Genomic DNA, 17855 nt, shown 5'->3' on the forward strand with positions numbered 1-17855 from the left:
GCCCAGACGGATTCCAAGCCTGACGTTCCTGCTGCGGCCGGGATGGATAGCGCTGATCCTGGTGGTCATCGCGTTCACGTACCTGTGCTTTACGGTGCTCGCCCCGTGGCAGCTGGGCAAGAACACCAGGACCTCCCGCGAGAACCGCCAGATCGACTATTCCCTGCACACGCCGCCTGTGCCGCTGAAAACTCTTCTGCCACAACAAGATTCATCAGCTCAGGGCGCGCAGTGGCGCAGGGTGACGGCGACGGGGCGCTATCTGCCGGACGCGCAGGTGCTGGCTCGGCTGCGGGTGGTCGACGGCGAGCAGGCGTTCGAGGTGCTGGCGCCATTCGCCGTCGACGACGGGCCGACGGTGCTCGTCGACCGGGGTTACGTGCGGCCCGAGCCCGGCTCACACGTGCCGCCGATCCCCCGCCCGCCGGCGCAGACCGTGACCATCACGGCGCGACTGCGCGATTCCGAACCGACGGCTGTGGGCAAGGAGCCGTTCACCAGAGACGGTTTCCCGCAGGTATATTCGATCAGCACGGCACAGGTGTCGGCATTGACCGGAGTTCCGCTGGCCGGATCCTATCTGCAGTTGGTCGAGGACCAGCCCGGCGGACTCGGCCTGATCGGGATACCGCATCTGGATGCCGGACCGTTTCTGTCCTACGGCATCCAGTGGATTACCTTCGGCATCCTGGCGCCGATCGGACTGGGCTATTTCGCCTACGCCGAGCTGCGGGCGCGCCGCCGCGAACGGCGCGAGCGGCCGCCGGCGGACGAGCCGATGACGGTCGAGAAGAAACTTGCCGACCGCTACGGCCGCCGGCGGTAGAGCATCAACCCAACGCCCAACGCCGCACCGGCCTGCACCACCTGCGACAGCTGCACCGCCCGGCGCAGATCGGCGAGCGTGGGCTGGCGGCCGTCGCCGAGGGTGGGCCGGATCTGCAGCCCGTGGGGGTACCGGGTCGGCCCGCCGAGCCGCACGCCCAGCGCCCCGGCGAACGCCGCCTCTACAACGCCCGCGTTGGGGCTGGGATGGCGCACGGCGTCGCGACGCCAGGCCCGCAGGGCGCCCAACGGCGATCCGCCGGCCAGCGGCGCGCACAGCACCACCAGCGTCGCGGTCACGCGCGCCCCGGCATAGTTGGCTACATCATCCAATCGTGCTGCGGCCCAACCGAATCGGAGATACCGCGGCGAGCGGTAGCCGACCATCGAATCCAGCGTGTTGACCGCGCGGTATCCCAGTACCGCGGGTGCGCCGCCGATCGCCGCCCACAGCAGCGGCGCCACCTGGGCATCGGAGGTGTTTTCGGCCACCGACTCCAGCGCCGCGCGGGTCAAGCCGGGCAGGTCCAGCCCGGCCGGATCGCGCCCGCACAGCGACGGCAGCAGCCGTCGCGCCGCCTCAAGATCGCCGCGCTCCAGCATCTCAGTCATCGCCCGGCCGGTGCGAGCCAACGACATCCCACCCAATGACACCCAGGTGGCCGTCGCCGTGGCCGCAAGCGACCGCACCCTGCCCGGACCCCGCTGCAGCACCGCGCCCAGCAGGCACACGGCACCGACCAACGCCCCAACGTGCGTCATCCCGGCGAGCCTGCTGTCGCGATAGCTGGTCTGCTCCAACTTTGCGGCCAGCTGCCCGAACACCGCGACCGGATGACCCCGCTTCGGATCGCCCAGGGCGAGGTCGGCCAGGTAACCCACCAAGACACCGGCGATCCGGGCCTGCCGCGACGCAACCACCTCGGCAGCGTCTCATACGTCCGCTTCGTGGCGGCCGGGCCGCTAGACCGTCAGCACGATGGCCAGCACGATCACCACCACAACCAGCGCGGCCAATACCCACCAGAGCAGCGGAGCAGACTTTGCACGGCGCCCGGGGCGCATCACTTGGGGACTCGTCGACGGCGCAACTCCCCACTTGCCTTTCGGTGACAGGTTGGGCGGGTCGGGAGGCGGAGGTGAAGGTTGACTGCTCACCTGTGCACGGGTGCCCGCTTCCGGCCGGACCAACCTGTGTGCTGGGTAACAATCGTCGCCCGGGCGGCTACATCACCAAGACGGCAATCAGCGCGAGGACGACGACCAGTTGCGCCGCCAGCATCCACCACATCTCGCGAGCATGGCCGTACCAACCCGGCTCGACTGGCAGTTTAGGCAGGCCAGCCCCCGCAGCATCGATATCGCGGGGTGACGGTTCGATCGACATGCCGGGAATGTGCCCATTTTTAGGAGGGCTAACCTTCCAGCGGGTGAGAACCTCGTCGCATACCGCCGTCTCAGACCGGCTGCGCGCTACGCGCCGCCCAGACGAAGCTGCGCATCTCGGGTAGCTTCGCGGACAGCCGTTCGGCCACCAGGCGGCCGGTCGCGTCGGCCTCGGCCACCGAGGTGGCCGGATCAAGCCAGCCCTCCACTTCCACACGCAGCGTGCGCCCGGTCCAGCGGGCGCGTGCGTGGGCGTGGCTGACCCCCGGTGTGGCGGCGGCGACCGCCTCCGCGGTGGCGATGACAGCCGGATCCACCCCGTCGAGCAACCGGTGGCCGATGTCTGAGGTCACCTCCCAACCGACATGGCAGATGAATCCCGTCACCGCGATGCCGGCAACGCCGTCGGCCCATCCCCAGCCCGCGGCGACCCCGCACAGACCCAGCAGCGCGCCCGCCGACGACAGCGCGTCCAGCCAGGAATGCTTGGCGTCGGCAATCATGGTCGACGACTGGATTCGGCGGCCGACGACGAGCTTGTAGCGGGCCACCAGCTGATTGCCGGCGATGCCGACCGCCGCCGCGGCGATGCCCCAGCCCACGTGCTGGGTGGTCCCGTGGCGCAGCAGCTTGTCCACACTTTCCACACCGGCTACCGCGGCACTGGCCCAGATCACCAGTGCCACCCCGATACCGGCGAGATCCTCGGCCCGCTCCAGGCCGTACGGGTAACGCTGGCTCGCCGACTTCTGCGAGCTGCGGAATCCGACGAAGACCACCAGGCTCGTCGAGACATCGGACAGATTGTGCAGGGCGTCGCCGAGCAACGCCACCGACCCGGACACCATCGCAATCGCGAGTTCGATCAGTCCCGTCAGCGCCAATCCCACAGCACTCAGCGCCACAGCACGATTGGCCCGGCTCCGCTCCGCCCGGTCGTCGAACCGGTGCGCCAACGGGAAACTGGCGGCCGGATCCCGCAGACCCTTGATCACATGCATGCCCAGTAGCGTGCCACGTGGTGCTCGGCGCTCCGAGTGTGAGGCGGAACGTCACCGCACTGTCGCGAAAAACCTGCGGACGTCCTCGACGAACAGATCGGGTTGTTCGAATGCGGCGAAGTGCCCGCCGCGCGGCATGGTCGTCCAGTGGGTGATGTTGTAGTTGGGCTCGCACCACCGCCGCGACGCCCGCAGGATCTCCTTCGGAAACGACGCGACGCCGGTCGGCAGTTCGACCCGGCCGCCCGGCCGGAAGCTCTTCATGCTTTCCCAGTACAGCCGGGCCGAGGATGCTGCCGTGCCGGTCACCCAGTACATCATCACGTTGTCCAGCAGCTCATCGCGCGTGAGCACGTTCTCGGGGTTACCGTCGCAGTCCATCCACGCCCAGAACTTCTCGACGATCCAGGCAAGTTGTCCCACCGGTGAATCCACCAGGCCGTAACCCAGGGTCTGGGGCCGGGTTGATTGTTGCTTGGAATAGCCGGTGCCCCACTTGCGGTGCTGGGCCAGGTCCTGCAGCGCCTGCCGCTCGTCGTCGGTGGGCTCGTCGGTCGTGGGCCAGGCGATCGGCATGTTCAGGTGGATGGCCGCGCAGTGGCCGCCGGAAAGGCCGGCGTTGCGGCCGATCTGGGTGGTGACAGCCGCTCCCCAATCGCCACCCTGGGCTCCGTAGCGCTGGTAGCCGAGGCGCTGCAGGAGCGTTTCCCAGGCCTGAGCGATCTTCTCTACCCCCCAGCCCGGGTGGCTCGGCTTGCCGGAGAAGCCGTAGCCGGGAAGCGACGGGCAGACGACATGGAAGGCGTCTTCGGCGCGGCTGCCATGGGCGGTGGGATTGGTCAGTGGCTCGATCACCTTGTGGAACTCCACGATCGAGCCCGGCCAGCCATGCGTGATCACCAACGGGAAGGCGTCGTCATGTGGTGACCGTTGATGGATGAAATGGATATCGAGTCCGTCGATTTCGGTGACGAACTGGTCGAAGCGGTTCAGCGCCGCTTCGCGTGCCCGCCAGTCGTAGTCGTTGGCCCAGTAGGTGGCCAAATCGCGGGTGTACTCCAGTGGAATGCCCTGGCTCCAGTCGTCCACACACTCGGCTTCGGGCCAGCGGGTGCGCGCCAGACGGGACTGCAGATCATCCAGGACGTCGTCAGAGACGTCGATGCGAAACGGCCTCACGCCGCAAGACTATTTCTTGTTGGCTTCTTTGATCAGTGTGCTGATCTGCTCGAGCAGTTCGCGCATGTCGGCGCGCATCGCGTCCACCGCGGCATACAGGTCCGCCTTGGTCGCCGGCTGCTGATCCGATGACAGCGGCCGCACCGGCGGTCTCGACTTCTGCCGTCCCGCACCGTCGCTCTGAGAACCAGATAGCTCACCCACGTCCACGACCTTGCCATACCCGCTCGTCACCGACAACGCGGCGGGTATGACGCCGCGGCGCGACCGGCTTGGATTGTCGCCGCGGCGCTGCGCTCGCGCAGCCGGTGAGCGCGGACGGGATCGAACCGCCGACCGCTGGTGTGTCAACCGACCCAGGCTTGCAGCACCAGCACCACCATCAGTAGCAGCACCACCATCGCAGCGTCGCAGGCGAATCTCGTCATCGCAGCGCCAGGCTGACCCTCGGTCCGGCAAATATATACGCTAACAGGAAACAAAGCGTACAGTACGAAATCTGTACGTTTCCCCAGTTCACAACAGAAATTTCGTACTATACTTTGTAAATCGATGCTCCGTATGAATTCAGAGCAACCAAAGAGAGGGTCAAGGAGCACTGTGGCCACAAGGGGTCGACCGGCGCGATCCGAGGTCTACAACCGACTCGACACCCTGATATCCGAACTATGGAACCGGCTTGGCGGCCTGCCGAGCCCGCTAGAAGCCGCAGGCATCTGGAAAGACATCTGGACAGCCGAGGCGCATCACTCGACAGCCATCGAAGGCAACACCCTGGTCATCAGCGAAGTCCAGAAGCTACTCGACGAGGGCCGCGCCGTCGGCGCGAAGCGACTCCGCGAATACATGGAGGTCAAGGGCTACGCCAATGCCGCTGATTGGGTCTATCGCGAAGGCATCCAGCCGACCAGCTACGACCCTGAGCGCCATATCACCATGCAAGACGTGTGCCACATCCATCAGCAGGTCATGGCCCTAGTGTGGGCCGTCGACCCTGATCCCAGCGCGTCGCCGGCCGAAGGCCCGGGCGCATTCCGCCAACATGAAATTGAAGCATTTCATGGCGGAATGAAGCCCGTTACCTGGCCACTCATCGACGCCGAAATGGCCTCATGGCTCGATGAAGCCAACGACATCGAGGCGCGTTCCCTGAACTTCCCGGAACGGATCGCCAAGGTTCACCGCGACTTCGAGGCGATCCACCCGTTCCTCGACGGCAACGGACGTACCGGACGGCTGGTGCTCAACCTCATTCTGGTGCGCCTGGGGTATCCGCCGGCCATCATCTACAAAAGCGACCGCCGCAGATATTTGCGAGCGCTACAGCGCGCCGACGGCGGCGACTACGGCGCACTAGGCGAGTTCATCGCGCGGGCGATCATGGAGAACCTCTACAAATTCATCGTGCCGGCAGTTGCCGGGCCGGCGCGCTTGGTCCCACTGGCCGCGCTCGCGACCGACGAGCTCAACGCCACGGCGCTGCGCGTAGCCGCTAACCGCGGTGCGCTGCAAGCCACCAAAGGCTCCGACGGGCAGTGGCGCTCAAGTCGTCAATGGGTGCAGGAGTACGCCCAGAACCGCTACAAACGCCGAGGCTGAATTGACCGCACCAATGGCGGATCGGGTGGCGCCCCGGGTATCGGTAACCCGCATCCACTGGTGGGCGCGGACGGTATCGAACCGCCGACCGCTGGTGTGTAAAACCAGAGCTCTACCACTGAGCTACGCGCCCTTGAAACCCGGGGGGTCCGCAGCAGGCTACCCGCCCGCGGCCCAACCGCCCAAACCTTCAGGCTCGCAAGGCCGCCAGCGCATCCGTCCACAGCCGCTGATCGCGGGCCTCACCCGGCTGTTTCATCTCGGCGAACCGGATGATCCCCGACCGGTCGATGACGAAGGTACCGCGGTTGGAGACGCCGGCCTGGTCGTTGAACACGCCGTAGGCCTGGCTGACCCCACCGTGCGGCCAGAAATCGGACAGCACCGGAAAGGTGAACCCGCTCTGCGTCGCCCAGATCTTGTGCGTCGGCGGTGGGCCCACCGAAATGGCAAGTGCCGCACTGTCATCGTTCTCGAACTCAGGCAGGTGGTCACGCAGTTGGTCCAGCTCGCCCTGACAGATCCCGGTGAAGGCCAGCGGGAAGAACACCAACAGCACGTTCTTCGCGCCAGGAAGCCTTCGGTAGTCGCTGAGGGTGACGGGTTGTTGATTCTGGTCGCGCAGCGTGAAGTCCGGAGCGGTGGCCCCGACGTCGAGCATCAGCGCTTCCCGGCGCGTGACTTCGGCTGGACCAGCCGGCTGGCGCTCCAGTCACCGAGGTTGACCGACGAGGTCGGCATCAGCCCCGCGGTGGGCGCCGCCTCGGCGATGTCGGCGGGCAGCACATGGCCGGGCCGGCCGGTCTTGGGGGTCAGCACCCAGATCACGCCGTCCTCGGCGAGCGGGCTGATCGCATCCATCAGGGTGTCCACCAGGTCGCCGTCGCCGTCGCGCCACCACAGCAGCACGACGTCCACGACCTCGTCGGTGTCTTCATCCAGCAGCTCGCTGCCGCAGGCTTCCTCGACTGCCGCGCGGATGTCGTCGTCGGCATCTTCGTCCCAGCCCCACTCCTGGACGACTTGGTCTCGTTGGATGCCCAGTTTGCGAGCGTAGCTCGGGGCGTGATCCGCCGCGACCACCGTGGAACCTCCCTTTGTTCAGCCACACGACGCGTGATGGGCACTATCGTCGCACAAACGCCATCGAGCCAATAACGCCGCCTCAATAGGAGGCCATGCACATTTTCAGCGCCTTGGTCTTGGTGTCGTTGAGCTGATCGACTCGCCGGTTGAATTCGCCGGTCGGCGCGTGGGTGCCGATGGCATTCGCCACCGCCAGCGCCGCATCGGCATAGGCGTTGAGCGCGTCGCGCATCTCCCTGGACAGCGCGTCGCTGAGACTGCCCGTCACCGATGAGGCGCTGTTGTTGAGCGCTTCGATGGCCGGGCCCTCCGCCGGCCCGGTGCTGCGGCCGGCGTTGAACGCCGAGACAAAGGCATTCACCTTGTCGATAGCGTCCTTGCTGGTGGTTGCCAGGGTCTCACAGGAGCTGCGGATCGCCTTGGTCGTCAGCGACTGCTGGCGCTGGGATTCGCGGATACTGGATGTCGCCGACGAGGCCGACAGCGACACCGACACCGACGACCGGTAGGCCGGAGCAACCTTGGTGTCGGGAGTCGCGGTGCCCTCGGTGACGCTGGTACACCCCAGGATTGCCATCAGCAGCACCGCAATGCAACCGCAGAGCTGGGCGACTCGCCTGGCATTCAGACTGGTCACAACCCCCGCGTGCCGACGAGCGACGGCACGCCATCCGATGAGCACGGCTAGTGACGTTACCGGGTCGGGGCATCAACTATCCGCGACGCTCCGACTCCGGCCGGCGCCGAGGCTCCGGCGGCCGCGATCCCGCAACCCCGATCGGGCGGCGGCTATCCGCCCGCGACGTCGGTGCGGCACGATAGGGGGACGGACCGCCGACGCGTCCCAAGCAGCACACCCGCCGACTCCAGGAGTAGCGCGTGACCACCGAGTTCGCCCGCCACGATTTGGCCAAAACCCCAAGCAGCGCAAGCGAACCCGACCGCGTTCGGGTTATTCGCGAAGGCGTGGCGTCCTATCTGCCCGACATCGATCCCGAAGAGACCTCGGAATGGCTGGAGTCCTTCGACGAGATGCTGGAGCATTCCGGCCCGTCGCGGGCGCGCTACCTGATGTTGCGGCTGCTGGAACGCGCCGGCGAACAGCGGGTGGCCATCCCGTCGTTGACGTCGACGGACTACGTCAACACCATCCCGACCGAGCTGGAGCCGTGGTTCCCCGGCGACGAGGACGTCGAGCGCCGCTACCGGACCTGGATCAGATGGAACGCGGCGATCATGGTGCATCGCGCGCAACGGCCCGGGGTGGGCGTGGGTGGTCACATCTCGACCTACGCGTCCTCGGCAGCCCTCTACGAGGTCGGCTTCAACCATTTCTTCCGCGGCAAGTCGCATCCCGGCGGCGGGGACCAGATCTTCATCCAGGGCCACGCCTCCCCCGGGATCTACGCGCGCGCCTTCCTCGAAGGCCGGTTGACCGCCGACCAACTGGACGGCTTCCGCCAAGAGCACAGCCACCCCGGCGGCGGGTTGCCGTCCTACCCGCACCCACGGCTGATGCCCGACTTCTGGGAGTTCCCGACGGTGTCGATGGGCCTGGGCCCGCTCAACGCCATCTACCAGGCGCGGTTCAACCACTACCTGCATGACCGGGGCATCAAGGACACCTCCGAACAGCACGTGTGGTGCTTCTTGGGCGACGGCGAGATGGACGAGCCCGAAAGCCGCGGGCTGGCCCACATCGGGGCGCTGGAAGGCCTGGACAACCTGACCTTCGTCATCAACTGCAACCTGCAGCGCCTCGACGGCCCGGTACGCGGCAACGGCAAGATCATCCAGGAGCTGGAGTCGTTTTTCCGCGGAGCCGGCTGGAACGTGATCAAGGTGGTGTGGGGCCGCGAATGGGACGCCCTGCTGCACGCTGACAAGGACGGCGCGCTGGTCAACCTGATGAATGTCACCCCCGACGGTGATTACCAGACCTACAAGGCCAACGACGGCGCCTACGTGCGCGACCACTTCTTCGGCCGGGACCCGCGTACCAAGGCGCTGGTGGAACACATGAGCGATTCCGAGATCTGGAACCTCAAGCGTGGCGGCCACGACTACCGCAAGGTCTATGCCGCCTACCGCGCCGCCGTCGACCACAAGGGGCAGCCGACGGTGATCCTGGCCAAGACCATCAAGGGCTATTCGCTGGGCGCGCACTTCCAGGGCCGCAACGCCACCCACCAGATGAAAAAGCTTGCGCTGGAAGACCTCAAGTATTTCCGGGACGCCATGCGGATCCCGGTCAGCGACGCTCAGCTGGACGAAGACCCCTACCTTCCGCCGTACTACCACCCCGGCCTGGACGCCCCGGAAATCCGGTACATGCTCGACCGGCGCCGCACCCTCGGCGGCTTCGTGCCCGAACGCCGGACCAAGACCAAGGCGCTGAAGCTTCCCGGCCGCAATATCTATGCCGCCCTGAAGAAGGGATCCGGAAACCAAGAGGTCGCCACCACCATGGCGACGGTGCGCACGTTCAAGGAAGTGTTGCGGGACAAGGAGGTTGGCCCGCGCATCGTCCCTATCATTCCCGACGAGGCCCGCACCTTCGGGATGGACTCCTGGTTCCCGTCCTTGAAGATCTACAACCGCCTCGGCCAGCTCTACACCGCGGTCGACGCCGAACTCATGCTGGCCTACCGGGAAAGCCACGACGGCCACATCCTGCACGAGGGCATCAACGAAGCCGGGGCGGTAGGCTCGTTCATCGCGGCCGGCACGTCGTATGCGACGCACAACGAGCCGATGATCCCGGTCTACATCTTCTATTCGATGTTCGGTTTCCAGCGCACCGGCGACGGTTTGTGGGCCGCGGGCGACCAGATGGCGCGCGGGTTCCTGCTCGGCGCCACCGCGGGCCGCACCACGCTGACGGGCGAAGGGCTGCAACACGCCGACGGCCACTCGCTGCTGCTGGCCGCCACGAACCCGGCGGTGGTCTCCTACGACCCGGCGTTCGCCTACGAGATCGCCTACATCGTGGAAAGCGGACTGGCGCGCATGTTCGGGCAGAACCCGGAGAACGTGTTCTTCTACATCACCGTCTACAACGAGCCCTACGTCCAGCCGCCCGAGCCGGAGAACTTCGATCCCGAGGGCGTGCTGCGTGGTATCTACCGGTACCGCGCGGCCACCGAGCAACGCTCCAGCAAGGCGCAGATCCTGGCCTCGGGGGTGTCGATGCCCGACGCGCTGCGGGCGGCCGAGCTGCTGGCCGCCGAGTGGGACGTGGCCGCCGACGTGTGGTCGGTGACCAGTTGGAGTGAGCTGAACCGCGACGGGGTGTCCGTCGAGAAGCAACGGCTGCGCAATCCCGGCCAGCCGGCGGGCGAGGCGTACGTCACCAAGGCGCTCGCCGATACCGCCGGCCCGGTGGTGGCGGTGTCGGACTGGATGCGTGCGGTCCCCGAGCAGATCCGCCCCTGGGTGCCGGGCACCTACGTGACGCTGGGCACCGACGGGTTCGGCTTCTCTGACACCCGCCCCGCGGCACGGCGCTACTTCAACACCGACGCCGAGTCGACCGTCGTCGCGGTGCTGGAGGCGCTGGCCCGCGACGGGGAAATCGACCCTTCGGTGTCGGTGGCGGCGGCCCGTCAGTACCAGATCGACAACGTGCAGGCGGCAGCGAAGCAGGATGCCGACGCCGGCACGGCGACATAGCGGACATAACGGTCATAACGGACATAACGGACATAACGGACATAACGGACATAGCGGACATAGCGGACATAGCGCGAGCGCTGAATAAGACGACACTAAGAACCCGTCACGCGCTTTGGCGGGAAGTGCCAGAAAACAGGCGTAGCTTTTAGGGGTGAGCGACAACCAGTTTTCACCCCAGTTTTCACCATTGGCGCGGCTTGCGTCGTCGAGGTCGCCGCTCGAACTGCTGGACACCGTGCCCGATTCGCTGTTGCGACGGTTGAAACAGTATTCGGGCCGGCTGGCCACCGAGGCGGTTTCGGCGATGCAGGAGCGGCTGCCGTTCTTCGCCGATCTGGAGGCGTCCCAGCGGGCCAGCGTCGCGCTGGTGGTGCAGACGGCCGTGGTCAACTTCGTCGAGTGGATGCAGGACCCGCACAGCGACGTGAGCTATACCGCACAGGCATTCGAATTGGTGCCCCAGGACCTGACCCGACGAATCGCGTTGCGTCACACCGTCGACATGGTGCGGGTCACCATGGAGTTCTTCGAAGAAGTGGTGCCGCTGCTGGCCCGCTCCGAGGAGCAGTTGACCGCGCTGACCGTGGGCATCCTGAAGTACAGCCGGGACCTGGCCTTCACCGCCGCCTCCGCCTACGCCGACGCCGCCGAGGCGCGCGGCACCTGGGACAGCCGGATGGAAGCCAGCGTGGTCGACGCGGTGGTACGCGGCGACACCGGCCCGGAGCTGCTGTCCCGGGCGGCCGCACTGAACTGGGACACCACCGCGCCGGCAACGGTGGTGGTGGGCGCCCCGGCGCCGGGGCGCGACGGCTCGAATAACGAGGACGGCAGCAAGCGCGCCAGCCAGGACGTCCGCGACATCGCCGCCCGCCACGGCCGCGCAGCGCTCACCGACGTGCACGGCACCTGGCTGGTGGCCATTGTGTCCGGCCACTTGTCGCCCACCGATAAATTCCTCAAGGACCTGCTGGAGGCGTTCTCCGCCGGGCCGGTGGTCATCGGGCCGACCGCTCCCATGCTCACCGCGGCCTATCACAGTGCGAGCGAGGCGATTTCGGGAATGAACGCGGTCGCCGGCTGGCGCGGCGCGCCGCGGCCGGTGCTGGCACGTGAATTGCTGCCGGAACGCGCCCTGATGGGTGACGCCTCGGCGATCGTGGCGTTGCATACCGACGTGATGCGGCCACTGGCCGACGCCGGCCCGACGCTCATCGAGACGCTGGACGCGTATCTGGATTGTGGCGGCGCGATTGAGGCGTGTGCCAGGAAGTTGTTCGTTCATCCAAACACCATCCGGTACCGGCTCAAGCGGATCACCGATTTCACCGGGCGTGATCCCACCCAGCCCCGCGATGCCTATGTCCTGCGGGTGGCCGCGACGGTGGGTCAGCTGAACTATCCGGCACCGCACTCCGGCGTGGCCAACAATGCCATGGCAGCGGTTCCGCTCCCGCTCAGGCGGGGTGCAGAAGGGGCCTGAGAAGCCGCCGGCGGCCGAATCAGGACATATAGTGATTCAGGGCACAGGTCGCGGCTCGATCTCAAACATGTAGCTTACGCGGCTGTTTTGTAGGGTCTCCACAAAAACCTAAGACGAGGTTCATAATCTGTTACACGGCGCAAAACCGTTTCCACAGTGTTCTCTTAGACACGTGATTGCGTTGCTTGCGCCCGGACAGGGCTCCCAGACCGAGGGAATGCTGTCGCCGTGGCTGGAATTGCCAGGCGCGGCGGACCGGATCGCCTCGTGGTCGCAGGCCAGCGGCCTGGACCTGGCCCGCCTGGGCACCACCGCGTCGACCGAGGAGATCACCGACACGGCGATCGCTCAGCCGTTGATCGTTGCGGCCACCTTGCTGGCTTACCAGGAGCTGACACAGAGGGGTCTGCTGGTGGGCCAGGAGTTCGTCGTGGCCGGCCACTCGGTCGGCGAGATCGCGGCCTACGCCATCGCCGGGGTGATGGCCGCCGACGACGCCGTCGCACTGGCCGCGACCCGCGGCGCCGAGATGGCCAAGGCGTGCGCCGCCGAGCCGACCGGGATGTCCGCGGTGCTCGGTGGCGACGAGGCCGAGGTGCTGAGTCGCCTCGAGCAGCTCGACCTGGTACCGGCCAACCGCAACGCCGCCGGCCAGATCGTCGCCGCCGGCCGGCTGACCGCCCTGGAAAAGCTGACCGAGGACCCGCCGGCCAAGGCCCGGGTGCGTGCGCTCGGCGTCGCCGGAGCGTTTCACACCCAGTTCATGGCCCCCGCCCTGGAGGCCTACGCGGCCGCAGCGGCCGGCATCGCGACCGCCGAGCCCACCACCACGCTGTTGTCCAACCGCGACGGAAAGCCGGTCACTTCCGCGGACGCGGCGATGGAGGCCCTCGTCTCCCAGCTCACCCAGCCGGTGCGCTGGGACCTGTGCACCACTTATCTGCGTGACCACGCAGAGAGCCCAGTCACGGCGATCGTGGAGTTCCCCCCCGCGGGCACGCTCACCGGCATCGCCAAACGCGAACTTCGGGGGGTTGCGACGCGCGCCGTCAAGTCACCCGCAGATCTGGACGAGTTGGCAAACCTGTAACCGCAGGATTCGTCCAGAACCAAATAAAAGTACGTCAAACCGATTTGCCCACAACATATTACGAAGGGAAGCTAACTGTGGCCGTCAGTCAGGAAGAAATCATCGCCGGTATCGCCGAGATCATCGAAGAGGTCACCGGTATCGAGCCCTCCGAGGTCACCCCGGAGAAGTCGTTCGTCGACGACCTGGACATCGACTCGCTGTCGATGGTGGAGATCGCCGTGCAGACCGAGGACAAGTACGGTGTGAAGATCCCCGACGAGGACCTGGCCGGTCTGCGTACCGTCGGTGACGTCGTCGCCTACATCCAGAAGCTCGAGGAAGAGAACCCCGAGGCTGCCGAGGCGCTGCGCGCCAAGCTCGAGTCGGAGAACCCCGAGGCTGTTGCCAACGTCAAGGCGAGGCTGGAAGCAGAGAGCAAGTGACCAAGCCTTCCACTGCTAATGGCGGTTACCGCGGCGCTCCTTTCAAGGACGTCGTGGTGACCGCCGTCACAGCGACGACGTCGATCTCGCCGGACATCGAGAGCACGTGGAAGGGTCTGTTGGCCGGCGAGAGCGGCATTCGCGTCCTTGAAGACGAATTCGTCACCAAGTGGGACCTACCGGTCAAGATCGGTGGCCACCTCAAGGACCCGGTCGACAACCACATGGGCCGCCTCGACATGCGGCGCATGTCGTACGTCCAGCGGATGGCCAAGCTGCTCAGCGGACACCTCTGGGAGTCCGCGGGCAGCCCGCAGGTCGATCCAGACCGGTTCACCGTCGTGGTCGGAACCGGCCTCGGTGGAGCCGAGCGGGTGATCGAGAGCTATGACCTGATGAACGAGGGCGGGCCCCGCAAGGTGTCGCCGCTCGCGGTTCAGATGATCATGCCCAACGGCGCCGCCGCGGTCGTGGGTCTGCAGCTCGGCGCCCGCGCCGGCGTGATGACCCCGGTCTCGGCCTGTTCGTCGGGCTCGGAGGCCATTGCCCACGCGTGGCGTCAGATCGTCATGGGCGACGCCGACGTCGCCGTCTGCGGCGGTGTCGAGGGTCCCATCGAGGCACTGCCCATCGCGGCGTTCTCGATGATGCGGGCCATGTCGACCCGCAACGACCAGCCCGAGCGTGCCTCGCGGCCGTTCGACAAGGACCGGGACGGTTTCGTGTTCGGCGAGGCCGGTGCGCTGATGCTGCTCGAGACCGAGGAGCACGCCAAGGCTCGCGGCGCCAAGCCGCTGGCTCGGTTGATGGGTGCCGGTATCACCTCGGACGCCTTCCACATGGTGGCGCCCGCGGCGGACGGCATTCGTGCCGGCCGGGCGATGACCCGGTCGCTGGAGCTGGCGGGCTTGTCCCCCAAGGACATCGACCACGTCAACGCGCACGGCACGGCGACACCGATCGGCGACGCGGCCGAGGCCAACGCCATCCGGGTCGCCGGTTGTGAGCAGGCCGCGGTGTACGCGCCGAAATCGGCCTTAGGTCACTCCATTGGCGCAGTCGGGGCGCTGGAGGCGGTACTTACCGTGCTGACACTGCGGGACGGTGTCATCCCGCCCACCCTCAACTACGAGACCCCTGATCCTGAAATCGACCTTGATGTTGTCGCGGGCGAACCTCGCTACGGCGAATTCCGCTATGCCATCAACAACTCGTTCGGTTTCGGCGGTCATAACGTGGCGCTCGCCTTCGGGCGCTACTGAGCACGGCGTCTGGCGACGATGCGGGCCGCAAACGGCCCGAGGAACCGCCGGACAAATACGAAAGGAACGTTCGTAACACTCATGACAGAGCTGGTTACCGGGAAAACGCTCCCGAACGTAGTGGTCACCGGCGTCGCCATGACAACCGCATTGGCAACGGACGCGGAGACCACGTGGAAGTTGTTGCTGGACGGGCAGAGCGGTATCCGGACCCTTGACGACCCGTTCGTCGAGGAGTTCGACCTTCCTGTTCGTATCGGCGGGCACCTGCTGGAGGAATTCGACCATGAGCTGACGCGGGTCGAGCTGCGTCGGACGGCGTACCTGCAGCGGATGTCCACCGTCATCGGACGCCGGGTGTGGGAGAACGCCGGATCACCCGATGTGGACACCAACCGGTTGGCGGTGTCCATCGGCACCGGATTGGGCTCGGCCGAAGAGCTCGTCTTCGGGTACGACGAAATGCGCGTGCGCGGATTCCGAGCGATCTCCCCGCTGGCCGTGCAAAAGTACATGCCCAACGGTGCCGCGGCTGCGGTGGGGCTGGAACGCCATGCCAAGGCCGGCGTCATGACGCCGGTATCGGCGTGTGCGTCCGGTTCGGAAGGCATCGCCCGAGCGTGGCAGCAGATCGTGCTCGGTGAAGCCGACATGGCAATCTGCGGTGGCGTGGAAACAAGGATCGAGGCCGTGCCTATCGCCGGGTTCGCCAATATGCGCATTGTGATGTCCACCAAAAACGACGACCCTGCCGGTGCCTGTCGCCCATTCGACAAAGACCGCGACGGCTTCGTGTTCGGCGAAGCCGGTGCGCTGATGGTGATCGAGACCGAAGAGCATGCCAAAGCCCGCGGTGCCAACATCCTGGCCCGGATCATGGGGGCCAGCATTACTTCGGACGGCTTCCACATGGTGGCACCGGATCCCAACGGGCAACGCGCCGGACACGCGATCACGCGGGCGGTTCAGCTCGCGGGACTGACTCCCCGTGATATCGATCACGTCAACGCCCACGCCACCGGCACTCAGGTGGGTGACGTTGCCGAGGGCCGGGCCATCAACAATGCCTTGGGCAGCAACAAGCCCGCGGTGTATGCCCCGAAATCTGCCCTCGGCCACTCAGTGGGTGCGGTTGGCGCGGTGGAATCGATCCTGACCGTGCTCGCGTTGCGGGACCAGGTCGTTCCCCCGACACTGAACCTGGAAAACCTCGATCCAGAGATCGACTTGGACGTGGTGGCGGGTAAGCCGCGGCCGGGCAACTACCGGTATGCGATCAACAACTCGTTCGGATTCGGCGGCCACAACGTGGCCATCGCTTTCGGGCGGTACTGAACCCCAAGCCACCCCCGGAGCAACAGGAGACCTGCGATGACGATCATGGCCCCCGAGGCGGTCGGCGAGTCGCTCGACCCCCGCGATCCGCTGCTGCGACTGAGCACCTTCTTCGACGACGGCAGCGTGGAGCTGCTGCACGAGCGTGACCGCTCTGGCGTACTGGCCGCTTCGGGCACCGTGAACGGCGTGCGCACCATCGCGTTCTGCACCGACGGCACCGTGATGGGTGGCGCCATGGGCACCGAAGGCTGCGCACACATCGTCAACGCCTACGACACCGCCATCGAGGAGCAGAGCCCGATCGTGGGCATCTGGCACTCCGGTGGCGCCCGGTTGGCCGAAGGGGTGCGGGCGCTGCACGCGGTCGGCACGGTGTTCGAGGCCATGATCCGCGCGTCGGGCTACATACCGCAGATCTCGGTGGTCGTCGGTTTCGCCGCCGGCGGCGCCGCTTACGGTCCGGCATTGACCGACGTCATCGTGATGGCACCGGAAAGCCGGGTGTTCGTCACCGGGCCCGACGTGGTGCGCAGCGTCACCGGTGAGGACGTGGACATGGCCTCCCTCGGCGGTCCGGAGACCCACCACAAGAAGTCCGGGGTGTGCCACATCGTCGCCGACGACGAGCTCGACGCCTACGAGCGGGGCCGCCGGCTAGTCGGATTGTTCTGCCAACAAGGTCATTTCGACCGGACCAAGGCCGAGGCCGGCGACACCGATATCCACGCGCTGCTGCCCGAATCTCCTCGGCGGGCCTATGACGTGCGTCCAATCGTGACCGCAATCCTCGACGGCGAAACGCCGTTCGACGAGTTCCAGGCCAATTGGGCGCCGTCGATGGTGGTCGGGTTGGGCCGGCTGTCCGGGCGCACGGTCGGGGTGCTGGCCAACAATCCGCTGCGACTGGGCGGCTGCCTGAACTCCGAAAGCGCCGAGAAGGCAGCACGTTTCGTGCGGCTCTGCGATGCGTTCGGGATTCCGCTGGTCGTGGTGGTCGATGTGCCCGGCTATCTGCCGGGTGTCGACCAGGAGTGGGGCGGCGTGGTACGTCGCGGCGCAAAGCTGCTGCACGCGTTCGGCGAGTGCACCGTTCCGCGTGTCACCCTGGTCACCCGAAAGACCTACGGCGGTGCCTACATTGCGATGAACTCTCGCTCGCTGAATGCCACCAAGGTGTTCGCCTGGCCGGACGCCGAAGTCGCGGTGATGGGTGCCAAGGCGGCCGTCGGCATCCTGCACAAGAAGAAGCTGGCCGCGGCGGCCGAGCACGAACGCGAAGCGCTGCACGACGAACTGGCGGCCGAGCACGAGCGGATTGCCGGCGGCGTGGACAGTGCCATCGACATCGGCGTGGTCGACGAGAAAATCGACCCGGCGCACACCCGCAGCAAGCTCACCGAGGCGCTGGCCCAGGCACCGGCACGGCGCGGGCGACACAAGAACATTCCGCTGTAGTTCCTGAGCGCGAGCAGTCGCAGAATCGCATGCGCGCGACCCGCGCACTGC

General features: G+C 66.6%; 18 protein-coding genes and 1 tRNA gene. 9 read left to right on the forward strand and 10 right to left on the reverse strand.

Going from position 1 to position 17855, the window contains the following annotated elements; genetic code table 11:
• Positions 1-10: 10 nt before the first annotated feature.
• Entirely contained in the window at positions 11-826 is an 816-nt protein-coding gene (locus tag EET10_RS17155; protein ID WP_122502816.1) for an SURF1 family cytochrome oxidase biogenesis protein, read from the forward strand.
• Here the strand turns inward: EET10_RS17155 and EET10_RS17160 are convergent.
• From EET10_RS17160 to EET10_RS17175, 6 genes are all read right to left on the reverse strand, one after another.
• Positions 808-1746, reverse strand: a complete 939-nt coding sequence (locus EET10_RS17160) for a cobalamin biosynthesis protein (RefSeq protein WP_036402668.1) — start codon at positions 1744-1746, stop codon at positions 808-810. The genes EET10_RS17155 and EET10_RS17160 overlap by 19 nt on opposite strands.
• Before the next feature lie 42 nt (positions 1747-1788).
• Positions 1789-1983 carry a hypothetical protein gene (locus EET10_RS29245; protein ID WP_136622967.1) on the reverse strand — a complete coding sequence of 65 codons (195 nt, stop codon included), beginning with the start codon at positions 1981-1983 and terminating at the stop codon, positions 1789-1791.
• 67 nt (positions 1984-2050) lie between these two features.
• The gene (locus EET10_RS29695) at positions 2051-2212 is read right to left on the reverse strand and encodes a hypothetical protein (RefSeq protein WP_167480190.1); all 162 of its coding nucleotides are present in this window, start codon (positions 2210-2212) and stop codon (positions 2051-2053) included.
• 70 nt (positions 2213-2282) lie between these two features.
• Complete coding sequence (locus EET10_RS17165; protein WP_122502342.1) at positions 2283-3212, reverse strand: cation diffusion facilitator family transporter; 930 nt, start codon at positions 3210-3212, stop codon at positions 2283-2285.
• Positions 3213-3263: 51 nt separating this feature from the next.
• The gene (locus tag EET10_RS17170; RefSeq protein ID WP_036402663.1) at positions 3264-4391 is read right to left on the reverse strand and encodes an epoxide hydrolase family protein; all 1128 of its coding nucleotides are present in this window, start codon (positions 4389-4391) and stop codon (positions 3264-3266) included.
• A gap of 9 nt (positions 4392-4400) precedes the next feature.
• On the reverse strand, positions 4401-4601 hold the full coding sequence (locus EET10_RS17175) for a hypothetical protein (RefSeq protein ID WP_023365061.1): 201 nt from the start codon (positions 4599-4601) through the stop codon (positions 4401-4403).
• Positions 4602-4991: 390 nt separating this feature from the next.
• On the opposite strand from EET10_RS17175, the gene EET10_RS17180 reads away from it, so the two are divergent.
• Positions 4992-5990: a Fic family protein gene (locus tag EET10_RS17180; RefSeq protein WP_246013652.1), complete on the forward strand. Its 999-nt coding sequence runs from the start codon at positions 4992-4994 to the stop codon at positions 5988-5990.
• A gap of 58 nt (positions 5991-6048) precedes the next feature.
• Here the strand turns inward: EET10_RS17180 and EET10_RS17185 are convergent.
• From EET10_RS17185 to EET10_RS17200, 4 genes are all read right to left on the reverse strand, one after another.
• Positions 6049-6123 (reverse strand) — tRNA-Val (locus tag EET10_RS17185).
• A 57-nt stretch (positions 6124-6180) separates the two neighbouring features.
• On the reverse strand, positions 6181-6651 hold the full coding sequence (locus EET10_RS17190) for a peroxiredoxin (RefSeq protein WP_036402654.1): 471 nt from the start codon (positions 6649-6651) through the stop codon (positions 6181-6183).
• Entirely contained in the window at positions 6651-7073 is a 423-nt protein-coding gene (locus EET10_RS17195) for a DUF3052 domain-containing protein (RefSeq protein WP_036393365.1), read from the reverse strand. Before EET10_RS17195 ends, EET10_RS17190 begins: the two co-directional genes overlap by 1 nt.
• Before the next feature lie 82 nt (positions 7074-7155).
• Positions 7156-7758 (reverse strand): hypothetical protein, encoded by a 603-nt coding sequence (locus EET10_RS17200; protein ID WP_099187462.1) that lies wholly within the window; start codon positions 7756-7758, stop codon positions 7156-7158.
• Between the two features lie 197 nt (positions 7759-7955).
• Here EET10_RS17200 and aceE point away from each other — a divergent pair, with 197 nt between their 5' ends.
• The 7 genes from aceE (at position 7956) to EET10_RS17235 (ending at position 17804) form a co-directional block, all read left to right on the forward strand.
• A complete protein-coding gene (gene aceE / locus EET10_RS17205) occupies positions 7956-10748 on the forward strand; it encodes a pyruvate dehydrogenase (acetyl-transferring), homodimeric type (RefSeq protein WP_122502344.1) in 2793 nt (930 codons plus the stop codon).
• 154 nt (positions 10749-10902) lie between these two features.
• Entirely contained in the window at positions 10903-12234 is a 1332-nt protein-coding gene (locus EET10_RS17210; RefSeq protein ID WP_063466565.1) for a PucR family transcriptional regulator, read from the forward strand.
• 172 nt (positions 12235-12406) lie between these two features.
• Positions 12407-13324: an ACP S-malonyltransferase gene (locus EET10_RS17215; RefSeq protein ID WP_036402651.1), complete on the forward strand. Its 918-nt coding sequence runs from the start codon at positions 12407-12409 to the stop codon at positions 13322-13324.
• A gap of 77 nt (positions 13325-13401) precedes the next feature.
• A complete protein-coding gene (gene acpM / locus EET10_RS17220; RefSeq protein WP_023365075.1) occupies positions 13402-13749 on the forward strand; it encodes a meromycolate extension acyl carrier protein AcpM in 348 nt (115 codons plus the stop codon).
• Positions 13746-15011 (forward strand): 3-oxoacyl-ACP synthase KasA, encoded by a 1266-nt coding sequence (gene kasA, locus EET10_RS17225; RefSeq protein WP_036402649.1) that lies wholly within the window; start codon positions 13746-13748, stop codon positions 15009-15011. Before acpM ends, kasA begins: the two co-directional genes overlap by 4 nt.
• An 81-nt stretch (positions 15012-15092) precedes the next feature.
• On the forward strand, positions 15093-16346 hold the full coding sequence (gene kasB, locus EET10_RS17230) for a 3-oxoacyl-ACP synthase KasB (protein ID WP_036402648.1): 1254 nt from the start codon (positions 15093-15095) through the stop codon (positions 16344-16346).
• A gap of 36 nt (positions 16347-16382) precedes the next feature.
• Complete coding sequence (locus EET10_RS17235; protein ID WP_036402646.1) at positions 16383-17804, forward strand: acyl-CoA carboxylase subunit beta; 1422 nt, start codon at positions 16383-16385, stop codon at positions 17802-17804.
• Positions 17805-17855 lie beyond the last annotated feature (51 nt).

The organism is Mycobacterium pseudokansasii, from assembly GCF_900566075.1.
In the GTDB taxonomy this organism is placed as follows: Bacteria; Actinomycetota; Actinomycetes; order Mycobacteriales; family Mycobacteriaceae; genus Mycobacterium; species Mycobacterium pseudokansasii.

Bases quoted from the DNA above. Each gene is read 5' to 3' on its own strand.
- EET10_RS29695 (WP_167480190.1), bottom strand. From the start codon at position 2,212: ATGTCGATCGAACCGTCACCCCGCGATATCGATGCTGCGGGGGCTGGC.
- EET10_RS17165 (WP_122502342.1), bottom strand. From the start codon at position 3,212: ATGCATGTGATCAAGGGTCTGCGGGATCCGGCCGCCAGTTTCCCGTTG.
- EET10_RS17190 (WP_036402654.1), bottom strand. From the start codon at position 6,651: ATGCTCGACGTCGGGGCCACCGCTCCGGACTTCACGCTGCGCGACCAG.
- kasB (WP_036402648.1), top strand. From the start codon at position 15,093: ATGACAGAGCTGGTTACCGGGAAAACGCTCCCGAACGTAGTGGTCACC.
- EET10_RS17235 (WP_036402646.1), top strand. From the start codon at position 16,383: ATGACGATCATGGCCCCCGAGGCGGTCGGCGAGTCGCTCGACCCCCGC.